General features: G+C 62.0%; 15 protein-coding genes and 1 pseudogene. 9 read left to right on the forward strand and 7 right to left on the reverse strand.

Annotation, left to right across the window (positions count from 1 at the left end):
- Positions 1–2: 2 nt before the first annotated feature.
- From HJB91_RS18045 to queF, 3 genes are all read left to right on the forward strand, one after another.
- Positions 3–683, forward strand: coding sequence for a DUF2161 domain-containing phosphodiesterase (locus HJB91_RS18045; RefSeq protein WP_221155632.1), 681 nt, complete (start codon positions 3–5; stop codon positions 681–683).
- A gap of 200 nt (positions 684–883) precedes the next feature.
- Complete coding sequence (gene emfA, locus HJB91_RS18050; protein ID WP_210630430.1) at positions 884–1,798, forward strand: cation diffusion facilitator family transporter; 915 nt, start codon at positions 884–886, stop codon at positions 1,796–1,798.
- Positions 1,798–2,262: a preQ(1) synthase gene (gene queF, locus HJB91_RS18055; protein WP_210630432.1), complete on the forward strand. Its 465-nt coding sequence runs from the start codon at positions 1,798–1,800 to the stop codon at positions 2,260–2,262. The genes emfA and queF overlap by 1 nt, the downstream gene beginning before the upstream one ends.
- A gap of 136 nt (positions 2,263–2,398) precedes the next feature.
- On the opposite strand, the gene HJB91_RS18060 is transcribed toward queF, so the two are convergent.
- Positions 2,399–3,157: a DUF2076 domain-containing protein gene (locus HJB91_RS18060; protein WP_221155633.1), complete on the reverse strand. Its 759-nt coding sequence runs from the start codon at positions 3,155–3,157 to the stop codon at positions 2,399–2,401.
- A 232-nt stretch (positions 3,158–3,389) separates the two neighbouring features.
- Here HJB91_RS18060 and HJB91_RS18065 point away from each other — a divergent pair, with 232 nt between their 5' ends.
- The 4 genes from HJB91_RS18065 to leuA all read left to right on the forward strand — a co-directional run bounded on the left by HJB91_RS18065 (position 3,390) and on the right by leuA (position 7,412).
- On the forward strand, positions 3,390–3,974 hold the full coding sequence (locus tag HJB91_RS18065; protein ID WP_221146954.1) for an ATP-dependent Clp protease proteolytic subunit: 585 nt from the start codon (positions 3,390–3,392) through the stop codon (positions 3,972–3,974).
- 148 nt (positions 3,975–4,122) lie between these two features.
- Entirely contained in the window at positions 4,123–5,352 is a 1,230-nt protein-coding gene (locus HJB91_RS18070) for a benzoate/H(+) symporter BenE family transporter (protein ID WP_210630435.1), read from the forward strand.
- Between the two features lie 59 nt (positions 5,353–5,411).
- On the forward strand, positions 5,412–5,537 hold the full coding sequence (locus tag HJB91_RS30825; RefSeq protein ID WP_259665256.1) for a hypothetical protein: 126 nt from the start codon (positions 5,412–5,414) through the stop codon (positions 5,535–5,537).
- A gap of 156 nt (positions 5,538–5,693) precedes the next feature.
- Positions 5,694–7,412 carry a 2-isopropylmalate synthase gene (gene leuA / locus HJB91_RS18075; protein WP_210630436.1) on the forward strand — a complete coding sequence of 573 codons (1,719 nt, stop codon included), beginning with the start codon at positions 5,694–5,696 and terminating at the stop codon, positions 7,410–7,412.
- 284 nt (positions 7,413–7,696) lie between these two features.
- Here leuA and HJB91_RS18080 read toward each other — a convergent pair whose 3' ends face one another.
- The 4 genes from HJB91_RS18080 to HJB91_RS18095 form a co-directional block, all read right to left on the reverse strand.
- The gene (locus HJB91_RS18080; RefSeq protein WP_210630437.1) at positions 7,697–8,536 is read right to left on the reverse strand and encodes an anti-sigma factor; all 840 of its coding nucleotides are present in this window, start codon (positions 8,534–8,536) and stop codon (positions 7,697–7,699) included.
- Position 8,537: 1 nt separating this feature from the next.
- Positions 8,538–9,047 carry an RNA polymerase sigma factor gene (locus HJB91_RS18085; RefSeq protein WP_210630438.1) on the reverse strand — a complete coding sequence of 170 codons (510 nt, stop codon included), beginning with the start codon at positions 9,045–9,047 and terminating at the stop codon, positions 8,538–8,540.
- A gap of 184 nt (positions 9,048–9,231) precedes the next feature.
- Complete coding sequence (locus tag HJB91_RS18090; protein ID WP_210630439.1) at positions 9,232–9,792, reverse strand: hypothetical protein; 561 nt, start codon at positions 9,790–9,792, stop codon at positions 9,232–9,234.
- 158 nt (positions 9,793–9,950) lie between these two features.
- Entirely contained in the window at positions 9,951–10,859 is a 909-nt protein-coding gene (locus tag HJB91_RS18095; RefSeq protein WP_210631583.1) for a metallophosphoesterase, read from the reverse strand.
- 73 nt (positions 10,860–10,932) lie between these two features.
- On the opposite strand from HJB91_RS18095, the gene HJB91_RS18100 reads away from it, so the two are divergent.
- A complete protein-coding gene (locus HJB91_RS18100; RefSeq protein ID WP_210630440.1) occupies positions 10,933–11,409 on the forward strand; it encodes an NUDIX domain-containing protein in 477 nt (158 codons plus the stop codon).
- 34 nt (positions 11,410–11,443) lie between these two features.
- On the opposite strand, the pseudogene HJB91_RS18105 reads toward HJB91_RS18100, so the two are convergent.
- Positions 11,444–12,453: pseudogene (locus tag HJB91_RS18105) on the reverse strand (glutathione S-transferase family protein).
- A gap of 218 nt (positions 12,454–12,671) precedes the next feature.
- Here HJB91_RS18105 and HJB91_RS18110 point away from each other — a divergent pair.
- Entirely contained in the window at positions 12,672–13,235 is a 564-nt protein-coding gene (locus tag HJB91_RS18110; RefSeq protein ID WP_221155635.1) for a GNAT family N-acetyltransferase, read from the forward strand.
- Here HJB91_RS18110 and HJB91_RS18115 read toward each other — a convergent pair whose 3' ends face one another.
- Positions 13,236–13,652: a GNAT family N-acetyltransferase gene (locus HJB91_RS18115; RefSeq protein WP_210630443.1), complete on the reverse strand. Its 417-nt coding sequence runs from the start codon at positions 13,650–13,652 to the stop codon at positions 13,236–13,238.

A 13,652-nucleotide genomic window follows, 5' to 3' on the forward strand; every position in this document is an offset into this window, starting at 1 on the left:
CCATGGAGACGTCGCTCTACCTGCCGGTCAAAGCCTTCCTGGAGGCGGCGGGTTACGCCGTCAAGGGCGAGGTCGGCGGATGCGATCTCGTTGGCTTGAGCTATGGCGAGCCGCCGGTCGTGGTCGTCTGCGAACTGAAGCTCACCTTCAACCTCGAACTTCTTCTCCAGGCGGTCGATCGCGCGGCGATGAGTGATGAGGTCTGGATCGCGGCGCGGGTTTCGGCCAAGGGGCGTGGGCGAGAGACGGACAAGCGCTACCGCGACCTTTGCAGGCGGCTCGGCATCGGCATGCTCGGCGTCTCGGATGGCGGCGAGGTCAGCGTCATCGTCAGTTCCATCTCGCCGATGCCGCGCACCAATCCCAAGCGGCGTTCGCGCCTCGTCAAAGAGCATCAGCGCCGTCGCGGCGATCCTGCCGTTGGCGGCGGCTCGCGGGCGCCGATCATGACGGCCTATCGCCAGCAGGCGCTGCTCTGCGCGGCCGCGCTCGATCGGGGAATTGTGCGCCCGCGGGATATGAAGGCGCTTACGCCAAAGGCCGGTCCGATCCTGCGCGACAATGTCTATGGATGGTTCCAGCGCCAGGAAAAAGGCGTCTACGCCCTGACGTCGGCAGGCCAGGCCGCTCTTCTGCGGTGGCCGCAATCTCTCCAGTCCGATCCCGCTCTCTCGGCGATGTAGAAGATCGCGTATCGTGTGCCTGCACTGCTTTCACATCGGCACGCGGCCACAGCTGTGAAGGACGCGTCATTCTCTTTGACAAATCCTCGATCATCGCCCATATCACCCTCAACTGGGCCGCCTGCGCGACATTCGCGTGGGCGGTTTTGCATTTCAATGGCTTGGATCCTGCAATTCATTCGCAACCGCAGGAGGACGATATGAACGACAACGGCGATCTGACGGTTCGGAAGCTGGCGATGTGGGGGATTCCGCTGTCGCTCGGCGTCATGGGGCTGAAGATGGTGGCTTGGTGGGTGACCGGATCGGTGGCGCTGCTGTCGGATGGGCTCGAATCCACGGTCAACGTTGTTGCCGCCTTCGTCGCTTTCTTCGTGATCCGTTATGCGCAGAAGCCGGCCGATCAAGACCATCCCTTCGGCCATCATAAGGCGGAATATCTCTCCGCGGTCACCGAGGGCGTGCTGATCGTCGTTGCCGCGCTGCTGATCGTCAACGAGGCGGTCGGCTATCTCGCTGCGCCGCGCATGCTCGATGCACCGATGCTCGGCCTTGCGATCAATCTGGCGGCTGGCGTCATCAATGCGGTCTGGGCGAGCCTGTTGATCCGGACCGGACGCAAACATCGCTCGGCGGCGCTGGCGGCGGATGGACAGCATATCATGTCGGATGTGGTGACATCCGTCGGCGTGCTCGTCGGCCTGCTGCTGGCCCTGGCGACGGGTAATGCGATCTTCGACCCGGTTCTTGCGATTCTCGTTGCCATCAACATTCTCTATCAAGGCTGGAGGGTGATCTCGCAATCGATCGGCGGTCTGATGGACCAGGCGGTCGAGCCGCAGGAAGAAGAAGCGATCAAGCAGGCGATCGCCACCCATGCGGCGGGTTCGATCGGCGTGCATGACCTGAAGACGAGGCGGGCAGGCGCCGTCACTTTCATCGATTTTCACATGGTGGTGCCTGGCACTATGTCCGTGCGGCAGGCGCATGATATATGCGACCGCCTTGAGGATGCCATCAGAGCGGTGCATGAGGGCGCCAAAATAGCCATTCATGTGGAGCCGGAGGGCGAAAAGGCCCATGGCATCCGCGTCAAAGTCGTCAAGGAGGCATGATGCCGAATACCGATGTTTCCAGCCTGTCGATGCTGGGTCAGCAAACCGAAACCGCGAAATCGCCGGAGGAGGCGGTGCTGGAAAAAGTGCCGTCCAATCATGCCGGCACCGACTATGTCGTGCGCTTCACCGCGCCGGAATTCACCTCTCTCTGCCCGATGACGGGGCAGCCGGATTTCGCCCATATCGTCATCGACTACATCCCCGGCGAATGGCTGGTGGAATCGAAGTCCCTGAAACTCTTCTTGTTTTCCTTCCGCAATCACGGCGCCTTCCACGAGGATTGCTCGATCTACATCGCCAAGCGCATCGTCGAACTGGTCGACCCCAAGTGGCTGAGGATCGGCGCTTACTGGTATCCGCGTGGCGGCATACCGATCGACGTCTTCTGGCAGACGGGCAAGCCGCCGGAAGGTGTGTGGCTGCCGGAGCAGGGCGTCGCAACCTATCGTGGCCGTGGGTGAGGCGCGCTCGGGCGTAGCCCGAGCAATCGATTTGAGTGAATCGATTGCAGCGACGAACGCCCTGAGCCCAAGCGAAGGGCCGGGATACGGGGCGGCAATGTAAAACCAACTGCCGCCCATTTCCGCCCGTTAAACCTCAGACATCCGTAACGTCGCCGGACGAGTCATCACTGTAATCGTCCGCATCGTCGTAATCGGCCTGTTGCACATCGTCGTCATTGTCATTGCCGGCATTATCCGCGGCCTGACGGGTGTCGTCATTGCCATAATAATTGTTGATGATGGTCTCTTCGGTCGGTGCGGTAGCATTGCCGAACGGGTTGGCGCCGAAGGGCGAGCCCCAACCGAGCGAAGACATGTGATTGCCGAAGATGCCGCTCAACGAGTTGGCAAGCAGCATGCCGCCGGCAACGCCGGCTGCCGTGCCGAGAGCGCCGCGTAGAAAACTGCCGCCGGCAGACGGCGCGTAGGCCTGCTGGCTCCAGGGGCCGGCGGGCTGCTGCGGCGTCTGGCGATCGTAGCCGCGCGGCTCGTCATAGGCGCGGGACGGTTGGCTCCAGGGGCCGGGGTTGGAGGGGACAGGCGCGGGCTGCTGCGTCTGGGTGTCGCCGAAGATCGAACTCAGGAAGCCGCCGCCCTGTTCTGCCTGGTGGTGCTCGCTGGCTCCGGCTTCAAACTGCCGCACGCGCTCCTCGAGTTCCTTGATGTGGTTGGCGGCCGCTTCCAGCCCTTTTTCCTGCACGATGACGGCCTGGGCGAGATAATAAGTGGCGGACGGCTGCTCGCGCGTCGCCTGATCGATCAGGGCTTCGGCTTCGCGATCGCGCGGCTGGGCTTGCGCGGTGCGCACGCGGTCGAAGAGGGCGGTCAGCAATTGGCGTTCTTCCGGTGACATGTCCGGTCTCCTGTTGATTTCATTTGGCGGTTGCCATGTGAGAGGTGAGGTAGGAACCGATTCCGGCTTTTCAAAGCCTTCCAACCGTTACATTTCAGTAAGGCTTGCGGAACGATGCGCGGCTTCTTAAGGATATCTCCACCGCTTCGGTGCCTTGTGTTTTTCCCGCATTGTTTTAGGCATTGAGTCGCACTATGTGCGAGGAACCCGAATTCATCTCCGAGAGGTTCGAATGAACGACGAAGAACAGGACGACAAGACGAAGGAACTGCCGCTCGGCAAGGAAACGGAGGCGAATCTTTTCAAGTCGCGTTCGATCTTCATCTATGGACCGATCAACCAGGAACTGGCGCAGAAGGTCTGCTCGCAGCTCGTCGCGCTTGCCGCGGCCAGCGACGAAGACATTCGCATCTATGTCAATTCGCCCGGCGGTCACGTCGAATCCGGCGATTCCATCCATGACATGATCAAGTTCATCAGGCCGAAGGTCTGGATGATCGGTACGGGCTGGGTCGCTTCGGCCGGCGCGCTGATTTACGTCGCGGCTCCCAAAGAGCGGCGCCTGTGCCTGCCGAATACGCGCTTCCTGCTGCACCAGCCGTCGGGCGGCACGCGCGGCATGGCGTCCGACATCGAGATCCAGGCACGCGAGATCATCAAGATGAACGAGCGTCTGAACAAGATCATGGCGGAGGCTACCGGCCAGCCGATCGACAAGATCGCCAAGGATACGGATCGCGACTACTGGCTCTCTGCCGAAGAGGCGAAGGATTACGGCCTCGTTTCGCGGATCGTGACGTCGCAAGCCGACATCTGAGTTTTCTGGACTGAAGCGTTCAAGACGCCCTTGCCTGCCGACCGCAGGCAGGGGTGTCTTGCTTTCAGATGGCTTGAGGTCATCGACCAGCAGAGCTGGACGGAAAGCCCTCAATCTGGACTTGCGCAGGCGGCAGCCATCATGCTCCATGCGCCATTCCCGCAGCTCAGAGTCCGCCATGCTCAAAGATTTTTCCGTCCAGGCCCTGTTCATGGGGCTGCTTACCGCTTTCGTCGGCTCCGCCAGCTCCTTCGCCGTCGTGCTGCACGGGCTGCAGGCGGTGGGTGCGACGGATGCGCAGGCCGCTTCGGGGCTGATGGCGTTGTCGATCTCCATGGGCGTCTGCGCGATCGTGCTCAGCGCCGTCACCCGATTGCCGATCAGCATCGCCTGGTCGACGCCGGGGGCGGCACTGCTGGCAAGCACCGGAGCGATCGAGGGCGGTTTCAATGCAGCGGTCGGCGCATTCCTGATCTGCGCCGTACTGATCATCATTGCCGGGTTGTTCAAACCGCTCGGCCGGGCGGTGGCCGCCATTCCTGCGCCGCTCGCCAATGCGATGCTCGCCGGTGTGCTGATCGGTCTCTGCTTCGCGCCGGTGAAGGCGATCGGCTTCAATCCGCTGCTCGGTCTGCCGATCGTCATTTCCTGGATCGTCGTCGGTGCCTTCAAGCGGCTCTGGGCGGTGCCGGCCGCGCTCGCAGCCTTCGTGCTGGTGCTCGCCTTCGGCATCGATATTCCCGATGGCGCTTTCGCCTCGCTCGAACGATCGCTGATGCCGACGGCGGAAATCGTCCGGCCGGTATTCAGCTTTGCGGCCTTCATCTCGATCGCGCTGCCACTCTTCATCGTCACCATGGCCTCGCAGAACATTCCGGGCATCGCGGTGCTGAAGGTCAATCATTACGATCCGAAGCCAGGCCCGCTTTTTGCCGTAACCGGCTTCTTTTCGCTGCTGTCGGCGCCTTTCGGCGGCCATGCCGTCAACCTGGCGGCGATCACCGCGGCCATGTGCGCCGGGCATGACGCCCATGCCGATCCGAAGCGGCGCTATTGGGCATCGCTGATCGCCGGCGTCGGTTATATCATCCTCGGGCTGCTTGCCGGCGCGGTGACGGCCTTTGTCGCCTTGGCGCCGCCCGTTCTGATCGAGGCGGTGGCGGGGCTGGCGCTGGTCGGGGCCTTCTCATCCTCGGCGATGTCGGCTTTCCAGGCGCAGGAATCGCGCGAGGCGGCGGCGATCACTTTCCTCGTCACCGCATCCGGCGTTTCCTTCGGCGGCATCTCCGGCGCTTTCTGGGGATTGATCGCCGGCGGGCTGATGCTCGTGCTGTCGCAGCTGGTGAGGGTTTGGAAAGACCGGCCTCAGTCCGGGTAACGAAGGCGGCGGGCCGCGAGGGCTTGCCAGTTTCGCTGCCCAAGGTTATAAGCGCGGCCATGAAGACCTCTGGCGCCAAGATTTCCGAGACGATTGCACGCGGCCGCATCGCCCTGCGTGACGTCTCGAGCGCCGTGACCTCGCTTCTTCTCCTCGGCCTTACGCGCGGTTGCCGGGTCCGTTGAGGAGCGCCCGGCGGCCGAAAGCCCGCCCGGTATCGCTCCTCGCGACTCACTTTCAAAATTGACCCAACGACCGACGAAGGTCCGCATTTGTTTATCGCCAAGTCCGATGCGATCGGCTAAGAGGCGGGGCAAATGCCGGCACGAGGAGACAAGACAATGGACAATACCAACAGCCGATCCTCCGCGAAGGGCATGCCCGATGCCGCGATGAAGTACCGGCCCTATCCGCAGGTGAATATTCCCGACCGCACCTGGCCGACCAAGACCATCACCAAGGCGCCTGTCTGGTGCTCGGTCGACCTGCGCGACGGCAATCAGGCGCTGGTCGACCCGATGGGCCACGACCGCAAGGCCCGGATGTTCCATCTGCTGCTCGAGATGGGCTTCAAGGAAATCGAGATCGGTTTCCCCTCCGCCTCGCAGACCGATTTCGATTTCGCCCGCTGGTGCGTGGAAGAGGGTAACGTGCCCGCCGATGTCTCGTTGCAGGTGCTGGTACAGTGCCGCCCGGAGCTCATCACCCGCACCTTCGAAGCGCTGGAAGGCGCAAACCGGCCGATCGTGCATTTCTATAACTCGACCAGCGAGCTGCAGCGCCGCGTCGTTTTCGCCAAAGATGTGCAGGGCATCAAGCAGATTGCCGTCGACGCCGCCAAGATGATCACCGACATGGCAGCCAAGGCCGGCGGCGGCTATCGTTTCGAATATTCGCCCGAGAGCTTCACCGGCACCGAGCTGGAGGTGGCGCTGGAGATCTGCAACGCCGTCATCGAGGTCGTCAAGCCGACGCCGGACAACAAGCTCATCATCAACCTGCCGTCCACTGTCGAGATGGCGACGCCGAACGTCTATGCCGATCAGATCGAATGGATGTGCCGCAATCTCGACAAACGCGAGAACCTGATCGTATCGCTGCATCCGCATAACGACCGAGGCACCGGCATCGCCGCCGCCGAGCTGGCCTTGCTGGCAGGCGCCGACCGCGTCGAAGGCACGCTGTTCGGCAATGGCGAGCGCACCGGCAATGTCGATGTCGTGACAATGGCGCTCAACATGTTCACGCAGGGCGTCGATCCCGGGATCGACTGCTCGAATATCGAGCGGATCAAGGAAGTGTTCGAATATTCGAACCAGATGGCGATTGCAGAGCGTCACCCCTATGTGGGCGAGCTGGTCTATACGGCCTTCTCCGGCTCGCATCAGGATGCGATTAACAAGGGCATGAAGGCCGCACAGGTCGCCAACCATCCCGTTTGGGAAGTGCCGTATCTGCCGATTGATCCGCGCGATGTCGGCCGTTCCTACGAGGCGATCATCCGCATCAACTCGCAGTCCGGCAAGGGCGGCATCGCCTATATCCTGCAGCAGGATTACGGGCTCAACCTGCCGCGCAACCTGCAGGTCGAGTTCCGTGAAGATATCCAGCGCATCACCGACGTCGAGGGCAAGGAGCTTCCCTCGAAGCGCATCTACGACCGCTTCATCGAGCGTTACGTGACGCAGCCCGAGGCGCGCCTCAAGTTCGTCGACCACCACACCTATCCCGACACCGAGCGCAAAGGCCAGCGGATCGTAGCAGCTGAAATCACCGATAATGGCGAGACCAAGCGCATCGAAGGGCGCGGCAACGGCCCGATCGACGGCTTCATCAACGCACTGTCGCATTATCTCGGCATCGAAATGTCGGTCGAGGACTATTCCGAGCATTCGCTGCAGCACGGCTCGAATGCGGCGGCGATCTCCTATGTCGAGACCTCCTATCCCGGCGGCAAACTCTTCGGCGCCGGCATCAACACCAACATCGTCGCGGCATCGCTGGAAGCGATCGTCTCGGCGGCCAACCGGGTGCTCGAGGTGAAAGCCGGCAAGGCTTGATCTGCGAAAGGTTCAGGCCGCGATCGTTTTGGTAGGACGCGGCCTGACGATTAGGTTGACTTCGTTCCGCCTTCGCTAAGCGCAAGCGAAAGCAGTGAAAGGCGTGCCGTGTGGCCCCCTCATCCGCCCTACGGCCCCTTCTCCCCGCCGGGGAGAGGGGGAAACCGAGACCGTCGCCGCGAGTCTCTTCTCCCCAGTGGGGAGAAGGTGCCGGCAGGCGGACGAGGGGGCCGCTGGCGCTGAACGTCGATTTCCCCTATCGCGTCAAATCGTCGATCTGCCGATCAGATCGCCGTGGCGATCTTCATGGCGAGCTGGCCGAGGGTGGCTTCGGCGGAGGGGCCGGCGAGAACATAGGAGGTGCCGGCATTGTGCCAGGTCACCAGGCCAATCTCGTCCTTGATCGTTTCCTTGAAGTCGTCGGTTTCAGGCGGCTGCGCGTCCTTGCGGAAGCAGATGGAGATGATGTCGCCGTCGCTGTTGGAATAGACGAGCTGACCGACGGGGCGATTGTCGCCGAGAATGACGCGGGCACCCTGGAAGGTCCAGGATTCGGTGCTGAGATCCGGCACACGGAAAGGCACGCCGATGGCGGTCGTCAGCCAGCTGGAGATTTCTTCGGCCTGTGATGCCGGCACTTCGACGAGGTGACGGGGCTGGCGGATCAGCAGGCGTTGATAGGCGGTGACGTCGCCGAGCCAGTCGTTGGTATTGGCAGGCGCCGTGGCGGTCGTGGTGGCGATCTCGTCGGCATCGGGGGTGGTGCCGGCAAAGTAGCCGATGCCGCAACCGACGACGAAGAGGATAAGAGCGGCTGCCAGCGCCTGCGGGCCGCTCGGGGCCAGTTTCACCTGGGGGCGCATGGCGCGCTGGGCGATCGGCGTCTTTGGCGGCTGGGTGCTCTTGATCGAGCGGACGAGGGCGAGCGGCACCGGCTCCTTCAGGACATCGTCGAGGCGGCGGCGGCCGAAATCGGCGCCATGGCGCAGCTTTTCATGCAGACGACGCGCATTCTCGTCGCTTGCCAGGCGCTGTTCCAGTTCGTGCCGCTGCTCGGGAGAGACCTCGCCGTCGAGAAGGGCGGTGAGCTGGGCTTCGAGCGGCAATTTCCTAAGATCGAGCAATTCAGTACCTGTGGATGGGGTGGGTGCCGGCAAGTCCGGCGAAATGCAGCCTTGCGGTGGCAAGCTGGGAGACGACGCTTGCCGTCGAAATTCCCATGATGTCGGCCGCCTGCTGATAGCTATGTCCTTCGACATCGACGAGCAGGAAGACCGAAGAAACGCCGTCCGGCATTTCGGCGATCATGTGATGGATGGCGTCGGGATCGACCGAGGCCGAGCGTTCACGGGCAGCCTCTCGGATGTCGGTGACGTTGCCGCGTGCCGAGGCCTTCGGCTTCCGCTTGCGGCTGTCCTCCGTCCACTGCTGACGGGCAAGCGTGTATATCCAGCTTTCCAGTCGGCCTTCGCCATTCCACTGGTGCCCCTTGGCAATGGCACGCAGACAAACGGCTTGGATAAGTTCGTCGGCCACGCCGGCTTCGCCCGCGAGCGTGATCGCGAAGCGGCGAAGGTGGGGCAGAAGGCCGACGAGATCACGCCGGAGGTCGATGGTCGTTGCGGGCTGACGCATTGTCTATCCAAGAAGCATTCACAATGGTTTCGCGGACGAAAGCTTCGCCATCGGACGCGAAACCGGCTTTGTCGGCACCGGGGATGCAGATGCTTTATGAAGCAAATCCACTGCACTTCGCAAGCATTCGGTCATCTTATCCCCTTCCCAAGGGGTTTTCCTAATCTGGACCGCAAAGCTTGCGTCAATATGTCCTGTAACCGTTTAAGCTTTGCAGCAGCGCGCGGTAGGCCCAGGTGTCTTCGCCGCCGCGGTCGCGAATTTCGACGAGCTGGACGCGCGCCCCTTCGATGTCTCCTTGTTCCACCAGCGCCATGCCCATGTAGGAGCGGGCGAGAATATAATTCTCATCCGCCTTCAATGCCTTGCGGTAATAGGACATGCCGAGCTCCATGCGGCCGGCCTTGCGGTTGGCATAGCCAAGATAGTTCAAAATCCGCGGGTCGTTCTGACTACGGGCAAGGTTGAGCACGGCGATGGCATTCTCATACTGGCCGGCATAGGCGAATTCGCGGGCGAACTTATAGAGATCGTCATCGTTGAAGCTGTTCTTCTTCGGGGTGACGCATTCCTTCTTGGCCTTGTCCCAGACCTTGCCGCCGGTGCAGGTTTTGGTCGTCTGGGTCTTCGGCGGCGGATTGGTGTCGTCGTTGCTGTCGCCGACGGCGAAAGCGGCCGTCGCGATGGCGAAGGCAAAGCCGGCGGCAAGTGTTGTTCTGCACGGGCGATGGAAGGGGGAAGTCATTGGCGGCTCCGTTCTGAGGCAATGCAGTCGGTCGGATTGTACGCTTACCGGCAAAAATACCAAGAGGGTAGGCCGCCTCCGTGGCAAATGTTGCGACAGTGGCAAAGGGCCTTCCGAGATTGATTCACCTACTGCATAAAAAGAGTCCGAAGCCAGCGCTAAGGGGCGAAAATATCGACGCTTTCCGGCATCATCGCATCGCCTGTCCGGTTCAGGCTGAAGCGCTTGCCGGTGAGTTCCCAGGCGCCCGGAGAGCCATCGATGGAAAAGAGGTTGTAGGCCGCCGGCGGCTTAATGCTGCCCGGTCCCTGCGAGGCCGATGCTATGCCGACGACTGGCACCGGCTGCACCTGGCCGCGCAGCCAGTGCAGCGTATTCAGATGCGTGTGGCCATGCAGCACGAGCTCGGCGCCGCCGGTCGAAATCACGGCCGCGAAGCGGCGGATGCCGATCATGCGTTTGTAGAAGGCGGTGGCGCCGCGGATCGGCGGATGATGGATCATGACGACGCGGAAGAGACCGGCTTCGCCGGCCGCACGCAGCATGTTCACCGTATCGCGGGCCTGGCGGGCGCTGAAAAAGCCGGAGGCTGCGAAGGGGGGCGTGGCGACGGCCGTGGAGCAGCCGACGATCGCAACCTTGCCGCGGACGCGCAGATAGGGAAAGATGCGGCGGTCTTCCTGCCATTGCGGCGGGGCGAGGTCGCCGCGGACATAATCGTACCAGGCGCGCATCGACTTTTCGTAAGCGCCCGGCACATAGGCGTCGTGATTGCCCGGAACGACCGAGGTGTCGGCGGGATCACCAAGCACGCGCAGCCAGGCGGCGGCGGCGCGGATCTCGATGCCGCTCGCCAGGTTGACGAGGTCGCCGGTGACGGCCAAATGGTCGGCCTGATGGGCGCGGATGTCATCGAGCAGCAGATCCAGCGTGCTGGCGAAAAGGTGCTTGCGTCGATTTCGATGCCAGTTCACAAAGCCGGTTATGCGTTTGGAAAACAGCTCTTGAATGGAAAGACGGGGCAGTGGTCCGAGGTGGACGTCGGAAATATGCGCGAGCTTGAACATGCTACGAGACATAGACCAGCTTATTGACAAATCAAACACATCCGGCGCGACGAAGAGCCGAAACGGGACGAAGGTGGATAAAGAGAAGCGGCCCCCTCACATCAGGCTGGCCCTGCGCCTGCTGCATGTCTATTTCTCCTTCGCCCGCGGCATGACGATGGGCGTCAGGGCCGCCTGCTTCGATGCGGACGGCCGGATCTTCCTCGTGCGCCACAGCTATATCGGCGGCTGGCATATGCCCGGCGGCGGGCTGGAGCGCAACGAGACGGCGGAAGAAGCGCTGGCCAAGGAACTGCGCGAGGAGGGCAACCTCAGAATCATCGGGAAACCTCGGCTGGTCCAAGTCTATTTCAACACCACGACCACCCGGCGCGACCACGTCGTATTCTATCGCGTGACCGTCGAGCAGACGGCGCCGCGGCCGCCGGATTGGGAGATTTCCGACAGCGGGTTCTTTTCGCTCGACAGCCTGCCCGAGGGCACGACCGAGGCGACGCATCGCCGCCTCGCCGAGCTTCGGGGCGAGCAGGAACCCGACCACCGCTGGTGAGAAGCTTTAGGCCGCATTGCAGCAATTTAAAGTTCTACAGCGTCCTTTGCGCGTCTAAAAGACGCGCGGCGCTGTAGCGCGGCCATGGGGGCTGTCGAGATCAAGCGCCGGGCCGACCGGGACGATGCCGGTCGGATTGATCGTCTTGTGACTGCGGTAATAGTGCTGCTTGATGTGCTGCAGGTTTACCGTCTCGGCAACGCCTGCCGTCTGATAGAGATCCCTGAGATAGCCCGGCAGATTGCGATAATCGGCGATGCGGCGAATGTTGCACTTGAAGTGGCCGACATAGACCGGGTCGAAACGCACCAGTGTGGTGAAGAGGCGCCAATCGGCCTCCGTCAATCTGTCGCCCAAAAGGTAGCGGCCCTTGCCCAGGCGTTCGTCGAGAATGTCGAGTGTTTCGAATAGTTTGCCGACATTTTCCTCGTAAGCTTCTTGAGTTGTGGCAAAGCCTGCCTTGTAGACGCCGTTGTTGACGGTGTCGTAGACGGTGGCGTTCAGCATGTCGATCTCGGCACGCAGATCCTCCGGATAGAAATCGGCCTTCGAACCCGTCAGCCCGTCGAAGGCGCTGTTGAACATGCGGATGATCTCGGCCGATTCGTTGTTGACGATCGTGCCGGTCTGCTTGTCCCAGAGGACGGGAACGGTGACACGGCCGGAATAGTGCGGATCCGCCTTGACGTAGATCTGCCAAAGCGTCCCAGCGCCAAACAGATGGTCGCTGGCAGCGCCGTCACCGATCTTGAACTCCCAGCCATTCTCGAGCATCAGCGGATCCACGACAGAAACCGAAATCAGCTCCTCCAGCTTCTTCAGCTTGCGGAAGATCAAGGTGCGATGGGCCCAGGGGCAGGCGAGGGAGACATAGAGATGATACCGCCCGGCCTCAGCCTTGAAGCCGCCGCTTCCGGAAGGCCCGGCCTCGCCGTCCGCCGTCACCCAGTTGCGAAATTGCGAGGGCTGCCGTTTGAAGTGCCCCTTGCTCTCCTTCGTGTCGTACCAGATGTCGTGCCAGACGCCGTCCACAAGCATTCCCATGATCTTCATTCCCTTGATTGCCGTGTTGGAATCGAAGTTAGCTGAGATAGTGGGGCTTTGCAGGTGGTAAAGATTGAACAGTGCGTCACGCCTCCCACGCCAGCAGGTTCGGGTGTGCATTTTGCGTTGGACGGCGGAAATTTTTCCTGCTATCGGCCTTTTCACGATTTGAGGAACGCCTGCCTGATGTTCATTTCCAGAAACCCGCGACGACGCTGATGCTCCCGAACGCCGAAGGCGTGTTCGAGACCCATCAATCCGTCCAACCGGTTTCTGCCATCATGTATAAGCACGATCTCGTCTACCTCACCGAAGACGCGTCCCACGCCGCCGCCATCGAACATATCAATGAAGAAGCCTTCGGTCCGGGCCGCTTCGCGCGGGCGGCCGCGCGTATCCGCGAGCAGGGGCCGCACGACCTGTCGCTCTCCTTCATCTGCGCTGACGACGGCGAGACGATCGCCTCCGTGCGCATGACGCCGGTGCTGGCCGGCACGGTGAAGGGACATCTTCTTGGCCCGCTTGCCGTTCGACCCTCGCACAAAAACATAGGTATCGGCCGAGAACTGGTGCGGATCGCGGTGGAAGCTGCGCGGCGCAAGGGTTCGGAAGCCGTCATCCTCGTCGGCGATCCGCCCTATTACGGTCCGCTCGGCTTCGAGAAGGTGGCCTATAACGCGCTTGCCTTTCCAGGTCCCGTCGATCCCGGCCGGGTGCTGGTCGTTCCGATCGCCGAGGGTGTGCACGAGCGGCTGAAAGGCATAATCGCCTGGCGCGGATGATCAGAGATTTTTCCGGAGGAAGCTGCGGGTGCGGCCTTCCGGGAAATCCTCAAGCTCGCCGAAGATTTCATAACCCTGGCGCAGATAGGCGCGGAGAGCCTGCGGGTTGAAGGTATCGATCCAGGCGCCACGACATCCTCGCGCCTTGGCCTCGTCTTCCGCTTTTGCGAGGATCCTGCCGGCTATGCCCGTTCCGCGCAGCGTATCGGGGATGTAAAGCATTTGGGTGAAGAGCCAGCCCCAGGCAGTAAATCCCGACAGGCCGCCGGTCACCTTGCCGTCGGTATCGCGGACGAGGACGGCGAGCGGCTGGCGGTCCGAAGGGCCGACATCGCTGTTATTGAAGGCCGAGAGCGCATCGGTGATGGCCGCGAGCTCCACAGCCGAAGGCGATGCCGTAAGCTCGAATTCCGGCAT

Origin of the sequence: Rhizobium sp. NLR10b (assembly GCF_019685435.1) — a bacterium.
Taxonomy (GTDB): Bacteria; Pseudomonadota; Alphaproteobacteria; order Rhizobiales; family Rhizobiaceae; genus Rhizobium.

Excerpts from the sequence above, each read along its gene's own strand:
- HJB91_RS18045 (WP_221155632.1), top strand. The coding sequence starts at position 3 with ATGGAGACGTCGCTCTACCTGCCGGTCAAAGCCTTCCTGGAGGCGGCG.
- emfA (WP_210630430.1), top strand. The coding sequence starts at position 884 with ATGAACGACAACGGCGATCTGACGGTTCGGAAGCTGGCGATGTGGGGG.
- queF (WP_210630432.1), top strand. The coding sequence starts at position 1,798 with ATGCCGAATACCGATGTTTCCAGCCTGTCGATGCTGGGTCAGCAAACC.
- HJB91_RS18060 (WP_221155633.1), bottom strand. The coding sequence starts at position 3,157 with ATGTCACCGGAAGAACGCCAATTGCTGACCGCCCTCTTCGACCGCGTG.
- HJB91_RS18065 (WP_221146954.1), top strand. The coding sequence starts at position 3,390 with ATGAACGACGAAGAACAGGACGACAAGACGAAGGAACTGCCGCTCGGC.
- HJB91_RS18070 (WP_210630435.1), top strand. The coding sequence starts at position 4,123 with ATGCGCCATTCCCGCAGCTCAGAGTCCGCCATGCTCAAAGATTTTTCC.
- HJB91_RS30825 (WP_259665256.1), top strand. The coding sequence starts at position 5,412 with ATGAAGACCTCTGGCGCCAAGATTTCCGAGACGATTGCACGCGGCCGC.
- leuA (WP_210630436.1), top strand. The coding sequence starts at position 5,694 with ATGGACAATACCAACAGCCGATCCTCCGCGAAGGGCATGCCCGATGCC.
- HJB91_RS18085 (WP_210630438.1), bottom strand. The coding sequence starts at position 9,047 with ATGCGTCAGCCCGCAACGACCATCGACCTCCGGCGTGATCTCGTCGGC.
- HJB91_RS18090 (WP_210630439.1), bottom strand. The coding sequence starts at position 9,792 with ATGACTTCCCCCTTCCATCGCCCGTGCAGAACAACACTTGCCGCCGGC.
- HJB91_RS18095 (WP_210631583.1), bottom strand. The coding sequence starts at position 10,859 with ATGTTCAAGCTCGCGCATATTTCCGACGTCCACCTCGGACCACTGCCC.
- HJB91_RS18110 (WP_221155635.1), top strand. The coding sequence starts at position 12,672 with ATGCTCCCGAACGCCGAAGGCGTGTTCGAGACCCATCAATCCGTCCAA.
- HJB91_RS18115 (WP_210630443.1), bottom strand. The coding sequence starts at position 13,652 with ATGCCGGAATTCGAGCTTACGGCATCGCCTTCGGCTGTGGAGCTCGCG.